This window comes from Photorhabdus luminescens subsp. luminescens (assembly GCF_001083805.1).
In the GTDB taxonomy this organism is placed as follows: Bacteria; Pseudomonadota; Gammaproteobacteria; order Enterobacterales; family Enterobacteriaceae; genus Photorhabdus; species Photorhabdus luminescens.
Window position 1 is genome coordinate 66,659 of record NZ_JXSK01000011.1, and the last position, 22,619, is coordinate 89,277.

Annotated in this window: 18 protein-coding genes; 10 read left to right on the forward strand and 8 right to left on the reverse strand. The window is 40.4% G+C overall.

Annotated features, from left to right (window positions below; genetic code table 11):
• The first annotated feature begins 59 nt into the window (after positions 1–59).
• The 3 genes from TI10_RS20845 (at position 60) to kdsB (ending at position 1,592) form a co-directional block, all read left to right on the forward strand.
• Complete coding sequence (locus TI10_RS20845; RefSeq protein WP_049585245.1) at positions 60–275, forward strand: cold shock domain-containing protein; 216 nt, start codon at positions 60–62, stop codon at positions 273–275.
• 384 nt (positions 276–659) lie between these two features.
• Positions 660–839, forward strand: a complete 180-nt coding sequence (locus TI10_RS20850; RefSeq protein ID WP_049585246.1) for a Trm112 family protein — start codon at positions 660–662, stop codon at positions 837–839.
• A gap of 3 nt (positions 840–842) precedes the next feature.
• Positions 843–1,592: a 3-deoxy-manno-octulosonate cytidylyltransferase gene (gene kdsB / locus TI10_RS20855; protein ID WP_049585247.1), complete on the forward strand. Its 750-nt coding sequence runs from the start codon at positions 843–845 to the stop codon at positions 1,590–1,592.
• Positions 1,593–1,701: 109 nt separating this feature from the next.
• On the opposite strand, the gene elyC is transcribed toward kdsB, so the two are convergent.
• Entirely contained in the window at positions 1,702–2,541 is an 840-nt protein-coding gene (elyC, locus tag TI10_RS20860) for an envelope biogenesis factor ElyC (RefSeq protein ID WP_049585248.1), read from the reverse strand.
• 278 nt (positions 2,542–2,819) lie between these two features.
• Here elyC and cmoM point away from each other — a divergent pair, with 278 nt between their 5' ends.
• From cmoM to TI10_RS20885, 5 genes are all read left to right on the forward strand, one after another.
• Complete coding sequence (gene cmoM / locus TI10_RS20865; protein WP_049585356.1) at positions 2,820–3,599, forward strand: tRNA uridine 5-oxyacetic acid(34) methyltransferase CmoM; 780 nt, start codon at positions 2,820–2,822, stop codon at positions 3,597–3,599.
• Between the two features lie 10 nt (positions 3,600–3,609).
• Entirely contained in the window at positions 3,610–4,932 is a 1,323-nt protein-coding gene (mukF, locus tag TI10_RS20870; RefSeq protein ID WP_049585249.1) for a chromosome partition protein MukF, read from the forward strand.
• Positions 4,913–5,635, forward strand: a complete 723-nt coding sequence (mukE, locus tag TI10_RS20875; RefSeq protein ID WP_049585250.1) for a chromosome partition protein MukE — start codon at positions 4,913–4,915, stop codon at positions 5,633–5,635. The genes mukF and mukE overlap by 20 nt, the downstream gene beginning before the upstream one ends.
• Positions 5,632–10,080, forward strand: a complete 4,449-nt coding sequence (gene mukB / locus TI10_RS20880; protein WP_049585251.1) for a chromosome partition protein MukB — start codon at positions 5,632–5,634, stop codon at positions 10,078–10,080. The genes mukE and mukB overlap by 4 nt, the downstream gene beginning before the upstream one ends.
• 272 nt (positions 10,081–10,352) lie before the next feature.
• A complete protein-coding gene (locus tag TI10_RS20885) occupies positions 10,353–10,604 on the forward strand; it encodes a type II toxin-antitoxin system prevent-host-death family antitoxin (RefSeq protein ID WP_049585357.1) in 252 nt (83 codons plus the stop codon).
• A 68-nt stretch (positions 10,605–10,672) separates the two neighbouring features.
• On the opposite strand, the gene TI10_RS20890 is transcribed toward TI10_RS20885, so the two are convergent.
• From TI10_RS20890 to TI10_RS20905, 3 genes are all read right to left on the reverse strand, one after another.
• Entirely contained in the window at positions 10,673–11,716 is a 1,044-nt protein-coding gene (locus tag TI10_RS20890; protein WP_049585252.1) for a fucose-binding lectin II, read from the reverse strand.
• A gap of 62 nt (positions 11,717–11,778) precedes the next feature.
• A complete protein-coding gene (locus TI10_RS20895) occupies positions 11,779–12,570 on the reverse strand; it encodes a tail fiber protein (protein WP_053093487.1) in 792 nt (263 codons plus the stop codon).
• A gap of 513 nt (positions 12,571–13,083) precedes the next feature.
• The gene (locus tag TI10_RS20905) at positions 13,084–13,974 is read right to left on the reverse strand and encodes a hypothetical protein (RefSeq protein ID WP_049585254.1); all 891 of its coding nucleotides are present in this window, start codon (positions 13,972–13,974) and stop codon (positions 13,084–13,086) included.
• 183 nt (positions 13,975–14,157) lie between these two features.
• Here TI10_RS20905 and TI10_RS20910 point away from each other — a divergent pair, with 183 nt between their 5' ends.
• Positions 14,158–14,853: a helix-turn-helix transcriptional regulator gene (locus TI10_RS20910; protein WP_049585255.1), complete on the forward strand. Its 696-nt coding sequence runs from the start codon at positions 14,158–14,160 to the stop codon at positions 14,851–14,853.
• A gap of 123 nt (positions 14,854–14,976) precedes the next feature.
• Complete coding sequence (locus TI10_RS20915; protein ID WP_074524887.1) at positions 14,977–15,846, forward strand: hypothetical protein; 870 nt, start codon at positions 14,977–14,979, stop codon at positions 15,844–15,846.
• A 224-nt stretch (positions 15,847–16,070) separates the two neighbouring features.
• On the opposite strand, the gene TI10_RS20920 is transcribed toward TI10_RS20915, so the two are convergent.
• The 4 genes from TI10_RS20920 to TI10_RS25735 form a co-directional block, all read right to left on the reverse strand.
• On the reverse strand, positions 16,071–16,973 hold the full coding sequence (locus TI10_RS20920) for a DUF4255 domain-containing protein (protein ID WP_049585256.1): 903 nt from the start codon (positions 16,971–16,973) through the stop codon (positions 16,071–16,073).
• A 24-nt stretch (positions 16,974–16,997) separates the two neighbouring features.
• Positions 16,998–19,082, reverse strand: coding sequence for an ATP-binding protein (locus TI10_RS20925; RefSeq protein ID WP_049585257.1), 2,085 nt, complete (start codon positions 19,080–19,082; stop codon positions 16,998–17,000).
• A 9-nt stretch (positions 19,083–19,091) separates the two neighbouring features.
• On the reverse strand, positions 19,092–21,053 hold the full coding sequence (locus TI10_RS20930; protein WP_049585258.1) for a contractile injection system tape measure protein: 1,962 nt from the start codon (positions 21,051–21,053) through the stop codon (positions 19,092–19,094).
• An 81-nt stretch (positions 21,054–21,134) separates the two neighbouring features.
• A complete protein-coding gene (locus TI10_RS25735) occupies positions 21,135–22,562 on the reverse strand; it encodes a hypothetical protein (RefSeq protein WP_053093488.1) in 1,428 nt (475 codons plus the stop codon).
• Between the last annotated feature and the right edge of the window lie 57 nt (positions 22,563–22,619).

Here is a 22,619-nt window from a genome sequence, read left to right on the forward strand (position 1 = left end):
AAAAAACATCAAAAACAATAGATTAAATTATTGTGAGATGGATAAATGGGGGAGTTATCATGACATTACAATTAAAGATGGGTAGAGTGAAATGGTTTGATGAGCGTAAAGGATATGGCTTTATTTCTCCACAAGATGGAGGACAAGACATATTCGTCAGTAGAAAAGCGATTGCTAATACCAAAAACAAATCACTCACAGAAGGGCAGGATGTAGAATTTTCAATTATTCGCAAAGGTTATGATTTAACCGCCGCAGATGTGATTGCATTCTAAAACCCTATTAAAATCAAGCTATTTTATTACCATTCTTTTAATGGTAAAGAGGAAGCGTTGAACCATGAGCAAACAAAGGTAATCGTTTTTTTGAACGTACCTTTGGTAAAGCCCGGAGAGTAGTTAAGTCACTTCTGACAATAGCGTTTACTCTCCGGTTTTTGTTTGTTGTCTATGTTTATGATTTATTGGCAATTAGGATTTGTGCCGATTATGCCTACCGAGATAGCTTTACACTTTCACCAAATTACCTGATTTTTCAGTGGACGATATTGGGAAAGGGATCGAAAGATCAAATAACAAGAGTTAACGATGATACCAAGCTTATGTTATTCTGGGCCGCACTAAGTTGCACTAAATTAAAGCTCCATAATTGGAGGATGTATGGATCACCGTTTACTCGAAATTATTGCCTGTCCTGTATGTAATGGAAAACTCAGCTACGATAAAGAAAATTTTGAACTTATCTGTAAGTTGGATCGACTTGCGTTTCCTGTACGTGATGGTATTCCCGTCCTGTTGGATCACGAAGCCCGTGAATTACCTCTGGATGAGGAAAAATAAGGTATGTTCACCGTTATTATTCCAGCTCGCTTTGCTTCAACCCGTTTACCCGGTAAACCTTTGGCTGATATTCATGGTAAACCAATGGTTGTCCGTGTTATGGAGCGGGCGAAGCGTTCAGGTGCTGGACGCGTCATTGTGGCGACAGATAATCATGACGTTGTCGATGCTGTTGTGGCAGCCGGTGGAGAGGCTTGTCTGACCAACGAAAATCACCATTCTGGTACTGAACGGTTAGCTGAGGTTATCAACAAATATCAATTTTCCGATGATGAAATTATCGTTAATGTTCAGGGGGATGAACCATTAATTCCCGAAGAGATCATTAAACAGGTTGCAGAGAATTTGGCGGGTTGTAAAGCGGGAATGGCAACGTTGGCCGTGCAGATTCATGATGCAGAGGAAGCTTTTAACCCTAATGCTGTGAAAGTCGTTATGGATAAACAGGGTTATGCGCTCTACTTCTCCAGGGCGACAATTCCCTGGGAGCGTGACCGTTTTATTCAATCACGGGAAACGATTGGAGATAATTTCCTGCGTCATATTGGTATTTATGCCTATCGCGCGGGTTTTATCCGTCGCTATGTGCAATGGGAGCCTAGCCCGTTGGAGCAAATTGAAATGCTGGAACAATTGCGGGTACTTTGGTATGGCGAAAAAATTCATGTGGGGATTGCATTAAAAGCGCCGGGAGTAGGCGTTGATACCCCAGAAGATTTGGCCGCAATCAGAAAAATGTTTGCTGAAATTTGATTAACTGTTTGAACTTATTTTTGGGTTAACGAAAGCGCGTCATTTATTGCTGTTTATTTCTATTGCATGTTGTTTCTATTGCGCTTTCGTTTCTCCATCTATTTTTACTTTAAGAAGTAGTTTGAGGATTTTTTCTCGGTTGAGAATGCTCTGATTTTTGTGGGTGTTCTGGATCTTTCGACGGCTTAATGCGTTGCCAGAGGGTGCCTAAAGTTTCATACCACACTCGTTCTGAATGAGACAGAAAGTAAGCCGAGGGTAGATATTTTTCCCAGGGATGTAATGGTGAAGTGATCGCTAATTGGTTAGCCGGGCCGGGAATGGGGTTCAACCCATGTTGTTTAAAGAAAGTTATCGCTCGCTGCATATGATTGGCGGAAGTCACTAAAATAAAGGGTTGTTTACCGATCAGTTTCTCAACCTCATTGGCTTCCTGTTCAGTATCCATTGGCTTTGTCAGTGCGATCGTATCTTCTGCGGGCACGCCGAGCGACTGGGCTACAGTAGCAGCAACTTCGGCGCTGCTTTTAACATTCGCTCCTTTACCACCGGTAAAGACCATTTTAGAACTGGGGTTCAGGCGATATAAACGAATACCTTCTGTCACTCGTGGCAAACTGTTGTTAAGTAAGTTTGAACTGGGTGCCCAATTTGGGTTATAAGTGAAGCCGCCGCCAAGGACGACGATATAATTAACCGGTGGATTGATGTGACTGGGATCGGATTGGTCGCTTTTAGCATAACCCGATTCCAGTGGTAACAGCAGTTTATCGGCAACAGGTTGCAAGCTTAGCAGAAGTAGCGTGAGCCAACTGAATGTCAGAACAGTTTTTCCTGTTTTTTGCCAACGGGTAAACCATAGCAGTAATAAAGCGGCAAATGAAATTAGCAATATTAATGGCAGAGGCATCACCATTGCACCGAGATACTTTTTAAATAAGAATTGCATTTATTTACCTTAATTTGGTTGAATTATAGCCATATGGTTCACAGTTTGTTGTCAAAAGTGGTTATATCAACGAATGCTGTGCCAAAATAGCAGCCAGTGTAATGAAATCTCAACAGATAAATCAGATCTATACCTAATAGATTTCGAGTTGCAGCGCGGCGGCAAGTGAACGAATCCCCAGGAGCATAGATAACGATGTGACTGGGGTGAGTGAAAGCAGCCAACAAAGCAGCAGCTTGAAAGATGAAGGGTATATTCCATTAGTGAGGCAGTTTTTCATGCGGGATCGCAATTTCGATGATATTGCAGACAAATTCTCTCGTAATATTTACGGCACAACCAAAGGTAAAATCAGGCAAGCCGTTGTCTGGCAGGATATCAGCGAATTACTGGCTCAATTACCTCGGCGTCCACTGCGTATTTTAGATGCGGGCGGCGGAGAGGGAAATATGGCATGCCAATTAGCTGCATTGGGTCATCAAGTGATATTGTGTGATTTATCAGAAGAGATGATCCAGCGGGCAAGGCTGGCCGCGGAAGAAAAAGGGGTCAGCCAAAATATGCAATTTATACAAAGCCCGGTACAGGAAATTAGCCAATATATAGAGCAGCCGGTAGATTTGGTATTATTTCATGCAGTACTGGAATGGATTACCGATCAGAAATATGTAATAGAAGTGCTAATGAATATCATTAATCCGGGTGGCGCTCTATCTTTAATGTTTTACAATGCCAATGGTTTGGTAATGCGTAATGCTATTTTAGGTAATTTTCATTTAGCGACACCCAATATACAGCGTCGCAGAAAACGCTCATTATCGCCTCAGAATCCATTGGCGCCGGAACAGGTATATCAATGGCTTGATGAATTAAATATGACGATTACCGGCAAAACAGGCGTACGTGTTTTTCACGATTATTTGCAAAATCGCCAATTACAGAGCGAAAACTTTCCGGCATTGCTGGAATTGGAACAGCGTTATTGCCGACAGGAGCCTTATATCAGCTTGGGGCGCTACATTCATGTCATGGCGCGCAAGCCTGCTTTAACAGTTTAAAGGACAAATTATGAGTGAATATTCCCAGACTGTCCCGGAACTGGTGTCTTGGGCCAGGAAAAACGATTTTTCCATCTCCTTGCCCGCAGAAAGATTGGCTTTTCTGATGGCAATTGCGGTGTTGAACAGCGAGCGGCTGGATGGTGAGATGAGCGAAGAGGAGCTAGTTGATGCCTTTCGTGAAGTTTGCAAAGGATTTGAGCAAACCACAGAATCTGTCGCTGTGCGGGCCAACAATGCCATTAATGACATGGTGCGTCAGAAACTTCTTAACCGTTTTACCAGTGAATTGGCCGAGAGCAATGCAATTTATCGCTTAACCCCGCTTGGGATGAGTATCAGCGACTACTACATTCGCCAGCGGGAATTTTCTACCTTACGTCTTTCGATGCAACTTTCGGTGGTGGCGGGTGAGTTGCACCGGGCAGCGGAAGCAGCGGAGGAAGGGGGAGATGAATTTCACTGGCATCGTAATGTTTTTGCGCCGCTGAAATATTCTGTTGCAGAAATCTTCGATAGCATCGACATGTCTCAGCGCGTCATGGATGAGCAGCAAAGCTCGGTTAAAGAAGATATTGCGGCGTTGCTGAATCAAGATTGGCAGGCCGCGATTGCCAACTGTGAGCAACTGTTATCCGAAACATCAGGTACGTTGCGGGAACTCCAGGACACACTAGAAGCGGCGGGAGATAAACTACAGGCTAATTTGCTGCGTATTCAGGAAGCCAACATGGACAGTGGCGGATCGGAATTGGTTGATAAACTGGTATTTGATCTGCAAAGCAAACTGGACCGTATTATCAGTTGGGGTCAGCAGGCAATTGATTTATGGATTGGCTATGATCGTCATGTTCACAAATTTATCCGTACTGCGATTGATATGGATAAAAACCGTATTTTCTCTCAGCGTTTACGTCAATCGGTTCAACACTATTTTGATCACCCGTGGACCCTCACCATTGCTAATGCCGAACGTTTACTCGATATGCGGGACGAAGAATTGACGTTGCGTAATGAAGAGGTGACGGGTGAACTGCCATTAGCGCTGGAATATGAAGAATTCAGTGAAATAAACGAACAACTGGCGGAAATGATTGAAAAAGCGCTGTTGATATATCGGCAGGAACAGCGCCCACTGGATTTAGGGGCAGTGTTAAGGGATTACCTTGCTCAGCATCCGCTCTCTCGTCACTTTGATGTGGCGCGTATTTTGGTGGATCAGGCTGTACGATTGGGTGTGGCAGAAGCGGATTTCTCTGGTTTGCCAGCGGAATGGTTAGCGATTAATGATTACGGAGCCAAGGTACAGGCACATGTCATCGACACATATTGAACAATTTATGCCAGTTAAACTGGCGCAGGCGTTAGCTAATTCACTTTTCCCGGAACTGGATAGCCAACTTCGTGCGGGTCGTCATATCGGAATGGATGATCTTGATAATCACGCTTATCTGATGGATTTTCAGGAGCAATTGGAGGAATTTTACGCCCGCTATAATGTGGAGTTGATCCGTGCGCCGGAAGGTTTCTTTTATCTGCGTCCCCGTTCAACGACCTTAATCCCGCGATCGGTATTATCAGAGCTGGATATGATGGTAGGAAAAATCCTCTGTTACCTCTATCTCAGCCCGGAACGTTTGGCTAATCAGGGGATTTTTACTGCTCAGGAGCTGTATGAAGAGCTGATCTCATTGGCCGATGAAGGCAAGTTGATGAAGTTTGTCAACCAGCGCTCCTCCGGTTCCGATTTGGATAAACAGAAATTGCAGGAAAAGGTGCGCACGGCGCTGAACCGCCTGCGTCGTCTGGGCATGGTCTATTTCCTGCCAAATGGCAACAACAAATTCACCATTACTGAGGCGGTATTCCGTTTTGGTGCGGATGTGCGCAGCGGCGACGATCCTCGTGAAGTCCAACTGAGGATGATCCGTGACGGTGAGGCAATGCCGGTTGAAGGCGGCTTATCGTTTGATGAGAGTGAAAATGATGAAACACCGGATAACTCAGCAGAAGATGCGGGAGATGAACAACCATGATTGAACGCGGTAAATTTCGTTCACTGACGCTGGTTAACTGGAATGGTTTTTTTGCCAGAACATTTGATCTTGATGAATTAGTAACCACCTTATCAGGCGGTAATGGGGCGGGTAAATCCACCACGATGGCGGCTTTCGTCACTGCGCTGATCCCTGATTTAACCCTGTTGCATTTCCGTAACACCACCGAAGCCGGTGCAACTTCCGGTTCGCGTGATAAAGGTTTGCACGGTAAGTTGCGTGCGGGGGTCTGTTACTCAACGCTGGATGTGATTAACTCGCGGCATCAGCGGGTCATCGTTGGGGTGAGGTTGCAACAAGTTGCGGGGCGTGACCGTAAGGTCGATATCAAACCTTTTATGATTCAAGGGTTGCCAACCGCTATTCAACCTACGCAGTTATTGACTGAAAATGTGGGTGAAAGACAGGCGCGAGTATTGCCACTGAATGAACTGAAAGATCGCCTTGATGAAATGGAAGGCGTGCAGTTCAAACAATTTAACTCCATCACCGATTACCATGCGCTGATGTTTGATTTGGGTGTGATCCCCAAACGCCTGCGTTCAGCAAGTGATCGCAGTAAATTCTATCGTCTGATCGAAGCTTCCCTGTATGGTGGTATTTCCAGCGCCATTACCCGTTCCTTGCGTGATTATCTATTGCCGGAAAACAGCGGTGTTCGGAAGGCATTTCAGGATATGGAAGCGGCGCTGCGTGAAAACCGTATAACACTGGAAGCTATCCGGGTAACCCAATCTGATCGCGATCTGTTCAAACACTTGATCACCGAAGCGACGTCTTACGTTTCCGCTGATTATATGCGTCATGCCAATGAACGCCGCACCCATCTGGATCAGGCATTAGCATTGCGCGGAGAACTGTTTGGCAGCCATAGGCAACTGGCGACTGAGCGGTATCGTCATGTAGAAATAGCGCGAGAATTAGCTGAACAGAATGGCGCTTCTGCCGATTTAGAAGCTGATCATCAGGCAGCCAGTGATCACCTGAATCTGGTGCAGACAGCCATGCGTCAGCAGGAAAAAATTGACCGTTATCAGGGGGATCTGGAAGAACTCTCTTATCGTCTGGAAGAGCAAACTGAGGTTGTTGAAGAAGCAGCGGAAATTCAGTCTGAATATGAAGCTAGAGCGGAAGCGGCGGAACAGGAAGTCGATGAGCTGAAAAGCCAGTTGGCGGATTACCAGCAGGCATTGGATGTTCAGCAAACCCGCGCCATTCAGTATCAACAGGCGTTACAGGCGCTGGAACGCGCCCGTGAACTTTGTCGGCTACCGGATCTTTCTGCGGATAATGCAGAAACATGGTTGGAAACTTTTCAGGCTAAAGAGCAACAGGCGACAGAAGCCCTGTTGGCGTTGGAACAGAAATTAAGTGTTGCAGATGCGGCCCATAATCAGTTTGAACAGGCGTATCAATTAGTCAAAAGTATGGTTGGTGAAGTCAGCCGTAGTGAAGCATGGCAGAGCGCCCGTGAATTGCTGCGTGATTGGCCGGCGCAGCAACATCTGGCGGATCGTGTGCAACCATTGCGAATGCGATTGGCTGAACTGGAACAGCGCTTGAATAACCAACAGGATGCTGAGGATTTATTAAGCGAGTTTTGTAAGCGTCAGGGGCGACAGTATCAAGCCGAAGATTTGGAAGCGCTGCAAAATGAACTTGAAGCCCGGCAGGATGCGCTGAGTCTGAGCGTCAATGAAAGCGGTGAACGCCGTATGGAGATGCGTCAGACGCTTGAACAACTGAAACAGAAAATTCAGTCATTGACTGCTCGTGCGCCGGTTTGGTTGGCTGCACAGGATACCTTGCATCAACTGTGCGAACAGAGTGGTGAAACACTGGCAAGCAGTAATGACGTGACTGAATATATGCAGCAACTACTTGAGCGCGAACGTGAAACCACGGTAGAGCGTGATGAAATTGCGGCGCAAAAACGTGAGTTGGAAAAACAGATCGAGCGTCTCAGTCAGCCGAGCGGAGCGGAAGATAGCCGGATGATTGCATTGGCGGAACGTTTCGGCGGGGTTTTGCTGTCAGAAATTTATGACGATATCACCATTGATGATGCACCGTACTTTTCCGCCCTGTATGGGCCTGCCCGCCACGGCATTGTAGTGCCAGATCTCTCTTTGGTACGTCCACAGCTTGAAACGCTGGAAGATTGCCCGGAAGATCTCTATTTAATTGAAGGAGATCCGCAATCCTTTGATGACAGCGTATTTAATGCCGAAGAGCAGGAAAATGCGGTATTGGTCAAATCCTCTGACCGTCAGTGGCGTTATTCTCGTTATCCTGAATTGCCGCTGTTTGGCCGTGCTGCCAGAGAAAACCGTTTAGAAACTTTGAATTTGGAGCGCGATACCTTAGCAGAGCGTTATGCCACGCTCTCTTTTGATGTGCAGAAAATCCAGCGTGCGCATCAGTCGTTCAGTCAGTTTGTCGGTAAACACCTCTCTGTCGCATTTGATACCGATCCAGAAGCGGAAATCCGCGAACTGAAACAGCAGCGTACAGAGTTAGAGCGGGAACTATCCCGGTTTGAAGAGCAGACTCAACAACAGCGCCAGCAATATACTCAGGCTAAAGAGAGCCTGACCGCATTAAATCGTTTGCTCCCCCAAATCACATTATTGTTGGATGAAACCTTAATCGATCGCGTAGAAGAAATACGTGAAGAATTGGATGAAGCGCAAGAAGCCGCCCGTTTCTTGCAACAGCATGTCTCGGCGCTGGTGAAGTTGGAACCGATGGTTGCTGTTCTGCAAAGCGATCCACAGCAGCATCAACAGTTGCAACAGGATTATGAAACCGCCAAACAGAACCAGCATCGGGCTAAACAGCAGGCTTTTACGCTGGTGGAATTGGTACAGCGTCGTGCGCATTTTAGCTACAGCGATTCTGCCGGTATGCTCAACGAAAATGCGGACCTGAATGACAAACTGCGTCAGCGTCTGGAACATGCAGAATCGGACCGCAGCCGCGCCCGCGAACAATTGCGTCAACAGCAAGCGCAATATTCCCAATTTAACCAAGTGCTGGCATCTCTAAAGAGCTCTTACGAAACCAAACAGGATATGTTGAAAGAGTTGCAACAGGAGATGAAAGATATTGGCGTTCAGGCAGATGCCAATGCAGAAGCGCGTGCTCGTGAACGTCGTGATCACCTGCATGAAGCGCTTAGCGCTAACCGTTCCAGAGTTAATCAGCTTGAGAAGCAGATCGCTTTTTGCGAAGCGGAAATGGATAGCTTGCAGAAAAAGCTGCGTAAACTGGAACGCGATTACTATCAAATCCGTGAGCAGGTGGTTTCAGCCAAAGCGGGCTGGTGCTCCGTGATGCGCATGGTGAAAGACAACGGTGTTGAGCGTCGTCTGCATCGCCGTGAACTGGCATATATGGAGGGAGGCGCATTGCGTTCCATGTCGGATAAAGCACTGGGTGCATTGCGTCTGGCAGTAGCTGATAACGAACATCTACGTGATGCGTTGCGTTTATCCGAAGATCCAAAACGCCCTGAACGTAAAATTCAGTTCTTTATTGCTGTTTATCAGCACCTGCGTGAACGCATTCGTCAAGATATTATCCGCACTGACGATCCGGTGGATGCCATTGAACAGATGGAAATCGAGCTGGCCCGTCTGACGGAAGAGCTGACCGCTCGCGAGCAAAAGTTAGCCATCAGTTCGAAAAGTGTGGCGAATATTATCCGCAAAACCATTCAGCGTGAACAGAACCGTATTCGAATGCTCAATCAGGGATTGCAAGCGGTCTCCTTTGGTCAAGTGCGTGGTGTGCGGTTGAATGTAAACGTGCGTGAAAGCCATGCGATATTGCTGGATGTGCTTTCTGAACAGCAAGAACAGCATCAGGATCTATTTAACAGCCAGCGATTAACCTTCTCGGAGGCAATGGCGAAACTGTATCAGCGCCTGAATCCGCAAGTAGATATGGGGCAGCGCTTGCCGCAAACCATAGGTGAAGAGTTGCTGGATTACCGTAACTACTTGGAATTGGAAGTTGAAGTTAACCGTGGATCTGATGGTTGGTTAAAAGCAGAGAGTGGGGCGCTATCGACCGGTGAAGCGATTGGGACCGGCATGTCGATTCTGGTGATGGTGGTGCAAAGTTGGGAAGAAGAATCCCGCCGTTTGCGTGGTAAAGATATTTCCCCTTGCCGGTTGTTATTCCTTGATGAAGCGGCGCGTCTGGATGCCAAATCCATTGCCACTCTGTTTGAATTATGCGAACGCCTACAAATGCAGTTAATTATCGCCGCGCCCGAAAATATCAGCCCTGAAAAAGGGACCACCTATAAACTGGTGCGTAAAGTATTTAACAACCACGAACATGTTCATGTGGTTGGGCTGCGAGGATTTGGGCAGGATGTTCCGGCAACTCAATTGATTTCAGATGCTACTGCTTAATTAAATGGATGGTTTACGGTCATTATAAGTTGGGAAAATAAAGAGAGTGCGCCACGGATGGCGCAATAGATATTTAGCTTGAAAAATTGTACCATTATTTTCTGCTTATTAAGATTCGGTATTATTGATACGGGAAAAGGACATATTATGCGGAAGACAACATATATACCTAATAGATTTCGAGTTGCAGCGAGGCGGCAAGGGAGCGAATCCCCGGGAGCATAGATAACTATGTGACCGGGGTGAGTGAGTGCAGCCAACAAAGCAGCAGCTTGAAAGATGAAGGGTATAGCGTTGCAAAGGGAAATCTTGCTTCAATTATGGACCAAGCCGTTCAGGATGGTGCGCCAATATTGATCACCAGACAAAACGGTGGAGATTGTGTCATTATTTCAAGTTCAGAATATGCAAGTCTTGAAGAAACTGCTTATTTATTACGATCACTAGCTAATGCAAAACATTTACTTAAATCATTAGAGCAGGTGAGTGGTGGGAGTTTGCAGGAAAGGCAGTCAGATAAATAAACGCGTTAATAAAGAAAATGCGCCAACGGTGGCGCAATAATTATTCTAATCTAGCAACTATTTTTAGTTTATGTCAGAGGCCAATTCAAGAACACCACGCTATCATTGTAATGACTATTGGTACCATTTTCAGCACCGATAATAGCTGTTCCCGGATTTCCATCAAATGTATTATCGAAATAACGAAGTTTGCATGGTTTGCCATCTCCTGCAATCTCAATACAGATTTTGCCTGTACCTGATGTGTAGGCTTTAGTCGCCATGAGATTATTTTGTCCTTTACCGGTTAATGTATCTACCAGAAGATCGTCAATATATACTTTTACAGTTTGCGGGATATTTGTATTAGCGTAGGCTATCAGGCCGAATCTAATACTTTGAGGTAACTGGAAACAATATTTACCCGTATCATTAGTACCACATGTTCCATTACAGACTTTACTATTGCCTCCATTATTATCTCGGTGACTGCCTAATAAATCGGTATCGACCGATACTGCCGATTGAATATTTTTGAAGGTTAACCCTCTCCAACCCTGATTATCGCTGGAGATGATGATTGGCCCGGCATCAAGTGCATTCAAATTTGGGTCGAACCGAATAAAAGAATCACCTTTGAAAAAATAAATAAAATTTCCATCTATATCTGGCCATGAAATAATAGCACCCAGATTGCTACTAAATGCTGCATATTTCCCGGTCATTCCCCACCGATCTGAAATAGTGCTGGTCTTAATTGTGTGTAAATCGATGGTGTAATCTACACAATGTTCACCTTTAAAGAAACAGACGGTGTTTGTAGTCAATTCTATGGCTGCATCTATTCCATTTTCCAGTTCTGTTCCTTTTAATCCAGGCCAGCCATCTATAATGAAGTTTGGTCCATCAACGACTTGTGCTTTCACGATATCGAATTTAAGATATAGTGAACCTTTAAAAAAATATAAAAAACCATTTAAATTAATAATATCGTCAATATATCTTTGGAACCCGGTAGGCAGGTTGGGCCAATCTTTACCGATGGGTTGGGGGTAACCCATGTGTGTATTTAAACACTGATTATTGAACTTAATGTTTTCTTCATTCAGGAAGAAATAACTAGACATATTCATTGTTATATATCCTTTGTAATTAGAAAATAAGAGGTAATTTAAATCTTTTCGGTGCAACGGAATTAAAGTTTCATAATAAAAGCCAGTAAATAATAAGGTGGAATAATATCAACACTATGATTATGTGAAGGGGACGATGCCGTTGCCGGGTGGTTATGTCCTTGTCCTCCTCCTGTGTTTGATGTGTTGGCATAAATATTAGATCCTATTGTAGGTTTCTGCCATATTGAGCTATCACGGCTAATATCTATTTGAAATTCGGTTCGGGGATAATAGCTATAACCATATTTCATTCCAGTCCAGAAGCAATAAGACATACCCCCAATATGTCTATGACTAGGTATTTGTGATTCTGTTAATGTTGTATTTTCCACAGTAACATTTACCGAAGCCACAGTTGATGTTGTATTTTTGGAAAAGCTTTTTTCGCTGCCACTACCATTAGCTTTACTACTGCTTTGCCCTGTCTCAGAAAGAGTTTTACCACACATAACAAAACGGCTTCTTAAATCTGGTGTTCCGTTATTACCATCACAAAAAGCCCAGCCGGTAGGAGCATCCTCACCGGAGAACATCATAATCATTCCTTTTGGTAGTACATTATCGGGATCAATACTGATGCCGCTACTGTCTACTTTAATACCATTACCCGCTTTTACATTTAATCCGTCTTTATCTGCTGTTAAGCCACCGTTAGGGTTAATTTTTATTGCCTGTGTATAGTCATCACCCGGTTTTCGTGCTGAATGTGGGTTATCAGTCCGATCGGGCGTTTTACCAACTGTATGGCGATCCAGAGTATTGGTATTCTCTGTGTTGGATTCTGAAGTGGACCGGTTATATTCTTTTTCCATTTTTATCACCTTGTATATGATATTGAGTTGTTTTGTTCAACAATGAAATTGATGATTTTTTCCTTTATTTACTATTTGTATTTAAAATATAAAAAGCGTTTATTACTTGGTTTTTATTGAAAAGTATAGCTACCGCAATAACATGATTTATAGATGTTATTGTTTATATTTAAAAATTTATCCAATAGTTATTTAAATGAATTTTCGTGAAACAAAATAATTATGGGCGGGGGATTTTTAGACACAACATCAATTAATAACAGAGATTGTTATCTGATGTTTATTTTCTCTGGTTGTTCAATTTTAAGTATGACAGATCGGGGATAATAAATAGGGTTATTTTTATTGCTTGGGATAAGTGGATTGGTTTTATTTTCAATGCTGGCCTTTTGCGACACCCTCTTCAGGGTGAGGAGGATGTCAAAGCAGAGTTCTGCTTCATCACGAAGAGCGAAGGTGGATTACAGGTAAGCTCAGTATGGAAAATAGAGCTTACAGTAATCCAATAATCGTTTATGGCTTAATAACTTGATCTTCAATATTGAATTTGAATAATGCATCCTCATTTAAAGTTCTTGGTAGTAGCATTTTAACAATAGGCAAAAATTTACCTGTTGCGTCTTTATAATCACGCTGATCTTTTTGCGCATCAGCTAAGCCTGAATTTTCTGAATAAAAAAGGGCTTCAATAGGTAATTTACTAGGGTCATTTTCTTCCCAGGTTGAAATTCTGATTTCATTCTGTTTTGGTGGAATATTAGGAGTACGTGGAAGTTTTTTGATACTTTCTAACATTTGATAGAAAGCTATAGCTGGATTATCGACATCTTTAGTAACATTAAATCCACATTGAAAAAGATCTTGAGAGTTTACTTTCCTATAATTTTTTATCCAATCATCGGAATTCATCACATTTTGTTCTTGGCAAGATTTACCTTTATCTTTCGCCTTAGTAATATTTTCACCACAACCTTTATTCGCTCTCTCATTTGTATAGCCATCAATAGGAAATGCACATAATACAGAAAAATCGACGCTATCTTGAGGTGCTATATGTTCAGGGAAAACAATAAATCCATTTTTATAGCCATAAGCTAAGCGTTTAAACTTAGCGTCTTTCCTTAAATATGAAAAAGAAACACCACCACTTTTTATAGATGATGAGCTAGGTTGCCAAAATTTATGATTATTTGAACGTATAGTGCCACGCAATATAACTCCAGAGCAAAGAAAAGCAGGCGATTGAGCATCACCACAATCTTTGACGGTATTATTATATTGTTGAGTTAATATACTCGCAATATTATTTTGTACCTCGGTTTCATTTTCCGTTTGAGTGAAAGCAAGAGTATTTGCTGAAAAAAAGACAATACTAAGGAGCAAACCTACAATAGGCTTTTTCATAAAATCCTCACTTAATTTAAAGTGTGTTAATTGAAATTAAATTGTTCCTCGTTCACTTCCTAGTAAAGTTTTTCACTGTTTTGCTTATATCACAACTATCAGATTTGATAGTTGTTCTAGTCAATTATTGGACTAATCTTAGTATTAACGGTTTGAAAAATATAACAATACCCAGGTTAAATTATGATTGACTTATATGAGTTTTATTCAGATTGTGTTATTGAGGAGTTTAATGATCTTCATTTTGTTATTAAAACCATTCAATCTATTACTGATATAGAATGGTACTCTCTCTTTTTCTCTTCAACTAAAAATAATATTAAAGAAGCAAATTTTATTACCAATAATGATCAATTAGCCTTAAAATATAAAAAAGAAAAATATATCAATAACAATCCCATTTTTGAATATTGCATAAAAAACACTATCCCTTTCATATGGGATTGCAATAAACTAGAAAAAAAATCACTTTTTTTACATGAAATTAAAGATTACGGCATAAATCATGGCATATCTTTTCCTATGCATGGTATTAATCATGAGTTTGGAATTTTAACTTTATCTTTTTATTGCAAAGAAGATGATTATATAGGGACAATAAATAAAAATTTCAATCAACTAATGGCATTAAGAGATATAATACTACATTATTTAATTATTTTAAAAAACAAAAAAAACAATATTAAATTAAGTGAAAGAGAAAAAGAAGTTTGTTCTTGGTATTTAATTGGCAAAACAACATGGGAGATATCACGCATACTTAATTGCTCAGAAGCAAATGTTAATTTTCATTTTAAGAAAATTAGAGAAAAATTTAATGTTAATTCTAGAGGCGCAGCCATAATAAAGGCCATTGAAAATGGTCAAATAGAATTATGAAGCCTTGTTTTACTATCAAATCTGATAGTTGTGATATAAGCAAAACAGTGAAAAACTTTACTAGGAAGTGAACGAGGAACAATTTAATTTCAATTAACACACTTTAAATTAAGTGAGGATTTTATGAAAAAGCCTATTGTAGCTTTGCTCCTTAGTATTGTCTTTTTTTCAGCAAATACTTTTGCTTTCACTCAAACGGAAAATGAAACCGAGGTACAAAATGATATTGCTAATAGATTAACCCAACAATATAATAATACCGTTAAAGATTGTGGTGATGCTCAATCACCCGCATTTCTTTGCTCTGGAGTTTTAATGAGAGGGACTCGTCCTGGATTTAAATTTTGGAAGTTAAATCCATCTTCTATAAAAAATAATGGAGTTTCTTTTTCATATTTAAGAAAAGATTCTAAATTTGGCAATACATTTGCGAGCGTTAATGGTTTTATTCTTTTTCCTGAACAAATGGCCCCTAAAGATAAGGTTAAAGTTCCTGTATTATGCTCCTATGTTCTTGATGCAAATACTTGGGGGCGTCAGGGAAATTATTGTGGTGCGCCGCCTAAACCTTCAGATGCGAAATCATGCCAAGATTTTGGTGTTTTCACCGCTCATGAATTAAATAAAGCCATTGCAAGAAAATCTGCATGGGGAATCTGTGCATTTGATGTTAGACCAACGGCTAAAAACCCAGCAGATGCTTTTTATCAAACATTACTTGCAATGCCTTATCATGGTAATGGTTTAAATTATAATGAGATAGTCGTTCAACCTTGGGATGAGAATAAGCCACAAACATTACCTATTGAAGCCCTTTTTTATTCAGAAAATGCAGGTTTAGTTAATGCACAAAAAGATCAACGTGATTATAAAGATGAAACAGGTAAATTTTTACCTATTGTTAACATCAAATTACCTAAAGGTGTAAATGTAAAACAGGCAACAGATGCTGTATTTACATTTGACCCTAAAGATCAAGTTGTGAATCAGTAATATACCCTATGGATTTCAAGATGCATCGCGACGGCAATTTGTTCTACGGCATTAATGAGTAGAAAATAAAAAATGCGCCACGGATGGCGCATAGATATTTAGTCTGATATTGTACAGTTTATTTTCTGTTTATCAGGTTAAATGTTATTAATACGAAAGTTGGAAGAGCATGTTTTAATTTGTTGTTATTCTCGCGTGGGTATTCTATTGAATAAATAATAATTTTATATTGAAATTAAATCATCAGAATTTTCTTTAGCGATAATAATACCTACCCCATTTACTTTAACCACGGCTTTCTGGCTATTTACCCATGTGGAAAGAATATCTTTTATTTTAGGTAAATAGGTTGAGAGAGTAATGCCTGAGACTTTAAGAATAACGCTTTCTTTTCCCTGATCTTGATTATTTTCTGTATCGGATTTCGTGCTCAGATTCACTTTAGCTAAGGCAAGACGCGCATCTTCTGTACCACCTAAATCGGCACATAATTTATCTGCCAGAGCTTGGCTTATTTGTGAATTATCCAGACTGGGTTTTTGAACCACGGAAGTGGATATCTGGCTAATTGGTGTAATATTGTCTTTAATATCTTGCAGCTTCATCGGTGTAGTAATGGAATAGAGTAAAGAGAGGCGAGGGCGATTGCCGAGAGATTGCCAAAAATTACCCAGGCTATTTAAATTTTCCTGTTGGGGAATAACCCGGGTATAAGCACCGGGAATGCCGGTTAATTGGCGATTATTGATTAATGCATTTAAAACCCGTGTTATCACTTGTGCGGCTTGATTATTGGGTTGGCTGTCTGGGCTGGAGCTGTCGCTAGAGGGTTTACTCGCATCCCAGTAGGTAATTAAATAGTTACAATTAATATTGACCCATCCCGGTAATAATGTGTTGGTTGCCGGGTTATAGCGTCTTGATTCGGCGGATCGTAATTGTAGATCTTCATGGATTTCATAAAGAAATACACTGACCGTCGGTTCTGATTGAATGGAATTAATTTCGGGTAGATCAAAACGAATATCAATTTTCTGACCGGGAATATCTAAATATTGAGATAAAATAGTATTTAATGCTTGATTAATCTCGATAATCGCATTGTCAGATGCAATGATGGTTGTCATGTTTGTTCCTGTTCTATTGAATATTTAAAAAGCTAATCGGCCGGTTTTATTTAATTCAAGTATCACGGCTCGATCTATATGTCTATTTTCGATTTGTTCACAGTTATCATCTACTGCTAATATTGATGACAATAAAGCAATATTCCTGATATTAGCGCCAGTTAAATCAGCCCGTTTAGCCAGATGGGCAAAATCAATTTCATTGGATAGTGTCAGTTGTTCCGGCCAAATGACTTGCCACATTTTTTTACGTAACGCTTCATCAGGGTAAGTAAAATGGGTAATAAAGGTAAAACGGCGGTTAAACGCGCTATCTAAATGACTGCGATTATTGGTGGCTAAAATCACTAATCCCGGATAATTTTCCAGTCGTTGTAATAAGTAAGATACTTCAATATTCGCATGTCTGTCTTGAGCATCTTTGGTCTCGCTGCGTTTGCCAAATAGGGCATCGGCTTCATCGAAAAACAGTACCCCGGAATCCGATTCGGCCAGATCGAAAATACGGGAGATATTTTTTTCTGTTTCACCGATATATTTATTTACCACGGTAGAGAGATCAACTTTAATCAGATCAACACCAAGATAACCGGCAATTACCTCAGCAGCCATTGTTTTGCCGGTACCCGATTCTCCGTAAAATAGGGCGCTAATTCCGGTGCCGTAACTGATTTTTTCCTGAAAGCCGGCACCCAGAATTTGGTCACGGTAATTAATTGCTGCGATAATTTCTTTTAATTGTTGTGTTAATGTGTCTGAAACCACTAAATCGTTAAAACTACGTTTTGGGGTAATTCGCTGAGCCAGTTTGCCGAAATTCTGTTGGGCGCGGAAACTTAATGCTTGACGCAGATCGGTTTCTTCCAATTGGCCTTCTGGTTGTCGGATCATTTGATATTGATAAGCTTCTTCAAGAATGAGCGGTAATGTTTCCGCGGTAAATGAAAAACGCTGACATAGCTGAGTAATATTGATTTTTTGAGTGATATTCTCCGGTAAGCTTGTTTTCAGCAAAGTTTTTTTATCCGTCAATGTCGCAATAGGCATATTAATTTGCACCATTGGTAGATGCTTAATCCAGACGAATGACTCTCCCGGTTCTACTAAGCAAACTACGCGTAATTTTGGCTGATGCAGCAGAATAGATAAATCGTAGTGTAATATTTTCGTTGTTTCTGTAAGCAAAGAAAAATTGCGGATTAATAAACAAGCGTTATGTAACCGGGTTTCTCGTATTGCATCCGCCAGCAGGTCGGATATTCTAGTTATATTTTCTTCATCGGTCAGATGGGCTAAATCAAGCGTTAAGGTATTAATGCCATGAGATCCCATAATATTACTGACTGCTAATTCTCTGGCGCTGCCTTCTTTTCCTCTGAGTATGACCAATGGGCGTATTCCGTTGGTTTCATTCAATAATATCTTTTCAAATGCATGATAAAGAGTTTGTGGATACCCATTATATGAGGAAGGCGTTCGCCAGTTAGCACAGGTTATCAAGGGGGGTAAAAGTGTTCGTTGTCCCAATAAAAAATGCCAGACAGCATTATGGGTTAAAAATTGTGTTTGTAACCAGACAGATTCTTCGTGATTATTGAGTTGTAATAATTGGTTACTGATTAACGGTGTTTGCGGTAAAAAGCTGTTTTGCAGTAATTGCCGATCACTTTGACGTTGGCTAAATAATTCAATGGCTAAAGCGAAGCTGGGCCACTGTTTTTTACTGTTGCCATTTAGAGCGGCAAATAATGCATGATAACGGTTATCGAAATGGGGTAATAAGCCTAATAATAAAATATCACGCTCAAATTCAGTCAGTTCAAAACGTTCGATCAATAATGATAACGCATCAAGGGTAGGGCTTTCCTCGATTTCTGGATGGCGAATAGGATTATTCGTTTTAGCCAGCCAATGAGGTATATCTTGCGGTGATATTAAACTCTGTTCTACTTCCTCTTCGGTCAGTAAAAAACTTTCCGGTAATGAATCGTATTGGTCCCCCTTTTGATAATAGTATTGCTGTAATAGCAGATCGATACGTTCCAAATGGGGATAAATCCAGCGTAATTCAGCCACGTTACAGGGGTTATTTGTTAGTAGGTAGTCCATATAAACCTTCTAAATGTTTTTCCAGTCAATCTTTAAAGGATGATCCAACCAAGGAAGCTTGGCGATATTCAATGGCCAAGGCCAATCGGACAATAGAATATCAAATGGCTGATGCTCTACTGTGATTTTGATTTCTTGCTCATTTATCAATAATTCACCGGGCCGTTGTAAAAACAACAGGCGAACGTCATTGCGGCTTAATTTTTTCCAGCCGGGAAGTTGGCTGATAATGGCGTCTAGCCATTGATCTATTATCAATTGTTTTTCTGGTTCAATAGGAACTAATTCAATCATTCCATCAACCATTAATCCGCATAGAACGTTATTCAATATATTTTGCTCTGTCTGTATTTCTTCGTTTCCCCAAATCAGATAGTTAAGGAAATTAATCGCGCTAAATTGGGCTTGACGATGGATAAATTGTTGATCTTCAAGTAAGCCAAGTTGATTAAATAATATAGGTAGCATCGGCCATAAAATTAATATTCCGGCATTATTAACCTGATATGGAAGAGTTTGTTTAGGCAATAAAATATACTCAGAATGTGTTTTATTGATGTTCTGTAATTGGCTAGAGTTATTTACTGTAATATTCTGATTATTCGATGTTGATAATATTTTATGGTTTTTGGATATTACCTTCTGGTTTGTTGCATATTTATATCTATGAACATTTTTAATATCAACATGAGTTATGGATAATTTCTTGCTGGATTTATCTTTATCTGCATGGTCTGAAATAAAATGTTCAGGTAAATACTGCTCTTCCTGAATATTGATGCGGTCATGATTAGTAGCAATTAATTTTTTATCGAGTATATCTTTATCCGTATTATTTGAAATGAAATGCTCAGGTAAATATTGATCTTCCTGATCATTAGTGCTGTCATGATGAGTAATAATTGATTTATTACCGAGTATATTTTTATCCGTGTGATTTGAAAAATAATACTCAGGTAAATATTGATTTTCCTGAGTGTTAACGTTGTCATGATTAGTGACAATTAATTTTTCACTGAGTATATCTTTATTCATATGATTTGAAATGAAACGCTCGGATAAATATTGATATTCTTTAGCCGATAGGTGTTTTTTACTGAATTTTGCAACAGTAATAGTTTGCCAGATCTGTTTTAACCAACTATTTAATGGAATATTGTCAGTGATAATCTGGCGAAATAACGTAATAATCGATGTTGCATTAAGTGTACCATTATCTAATTCAGTGGTGAGATGTGATAGCACTTTCACATCCAGTTTAGGTATCTCCTGTGTATGATTTAGCTGTATATATTGCAACGCATTGAGTATCAATTGTCCGGGGGAGACAGGCTCCCCAAAGTATTGTGATCTGTTTATCCTTTCGGATAGTCTGTGGTTAATAGCGCTTAATAAAGTGGGTTGCTTGAGCATTAATAACCGTTGTAGACTTGGTGCAGATAAACAGCTTTTTGCTAAAAATAAAGCTAATTTATCTTCTATTCCCGCTAATTGATTAACTAATTGCCGGATATTGATGTCAATATTTTGATGATGAGTTTTAATCTCTATTGAATTCAATGAGGAATTCTTTTGATTTAAATAATGAATGAAATTTTCAACATTAATTGAATTGTTGACATATAATAAAGAAGGTTTTTTGGTTATTTTCTGTGGTGTTGATTGTCTTAGGGATGTTTTTTTCTCCTGATTATTAATTTGATATTGGCTTAATGCTTTATTTAGCGTAGTATTAAGTCGTAAAGGGAATAGTGAATTGAAATTATGTAAACTTATTTCTCCAAGATCCAGCGTTAATGTTTCTAAATAGATATCCTGATTAATGGGATATTGAGTAAAGAATGCGTTAAATAACTTATTGATATCAGTTTGATTAAGCAGGGAGCCATGTAATACTTTTTTAGCCGCCTGTTGATTATTAGCCTCAATAGTAATGATAATCCGGTTGAATAGATTTGGCTCCCAAGGCATATTAGTATCTCATGTTTAATTGATAAATGTAGTTAATATAAAATGTTTTATATATGGAGTGTATTATACTGATTAACGAGTCTATTTTTTCATGATGTATCTAGCATAAGCTACATATATTCTTGGATGATCTCCGGTACTTAATCCTATAGCAGTTTCACTTATTTCGCTCCAACCTGAAACTAAGTTGAGATTATATAATTTATTGTTTAGATCAGGTGTTCCATTACTCCCATCACACCATACCCAGCCATTAGGTAAACTACCATTATTATAAAATGGCACAATGGTTCCTGGTGGGATAATTAGGTCTGAGAGTGCTGATATAATTGAATTGATATCAACACTTACGCCATCACTGTCTACTTTAATACCACTACCAGACTTAGCTTTTACAGAGACGCCATTACTATCAACGTTAATACCATTGCTGGCCTTAACATCCAATCCTCCCCCAACTTTTACCCCCCAACCAAGATTCACAGATATTCCCGTAGGATCAACGCTAATTGTGTTATCTTTGGATCTTACAGAGACGCCATTCCCATCAGCGGTAATACCATTGCCGGCCTTAACATCTAATCCATCACCTATTTTTATTCCCCAACCAAGTCTTACGGATATCCCTGTAGGATCAACGTTAATTGTCTTGTCTTTGGCTTTTACAGAAACTCCATTCCCATCAACGTTAATTCCGTTACCTGCTTTAACTTTTACACCGTCTGAACCTAAGCTCAATCCACTTACACCATTCCAACTATTACCGGAATTACCCCCTGCTAATTTTAAATAAAGACCAGAACCGTCAGTGACTGTAATACCACCGTTATCCCAACATTTAACACTGACGCCATCTTTATCAACGGAAATACCGCCATTATCTTTAGGCTTTACATAGACCCCATACCCGTCAACATTAATGCCATTACTTGCTTTAACGTCTAATCCTGCTCCACCAGCTTTTATCCCCCAGCCAATTCCTACAGATATTCCGTCAGGTCCTACATTAATCGTGCTATCTTTAGATCTTACAGAGACCCCATTCCCATCAACATTAATTCCATTACTTGCTTTAACTTTTACACCTTCGTTAACTATTTCAATACCGTCATGATTATCCACTTCAAGTTTATCGTTATTAATCCACAGCCCCCTGCCAGTATTTACCGCTAATCCACTAGCGTCAGTCAGTAGACTTTTATCCTTAAGTTTTACACTTAATCCATCTTTATCTGCTTTTAAGCCGCCGGTAGGATTAGTTTTTACCAATAGCCCTGAGTTATTATTCAATTCTAGTCCTGAATTTGGATTCTCAGTTTGATCGGGAGCTTTGCCCATTGCCCGGCGGCCAATATCAGCAATATCAATCAGGTCTGAATAATCCGTTTGTAGGGGAATACTGCCCTCTTTAAAACGATTTTTTAGTTCATCTGTTGAAGGCCCTACTGATTTAGGATCGGTATTTTCTGTATTGGATTGCGAAGTCGATAGGTTATATTCTTTTTCCATTTTACTTACCTTATATATAATATTGAATTATTCTGCTTTAAATATTCTGTCAATGTT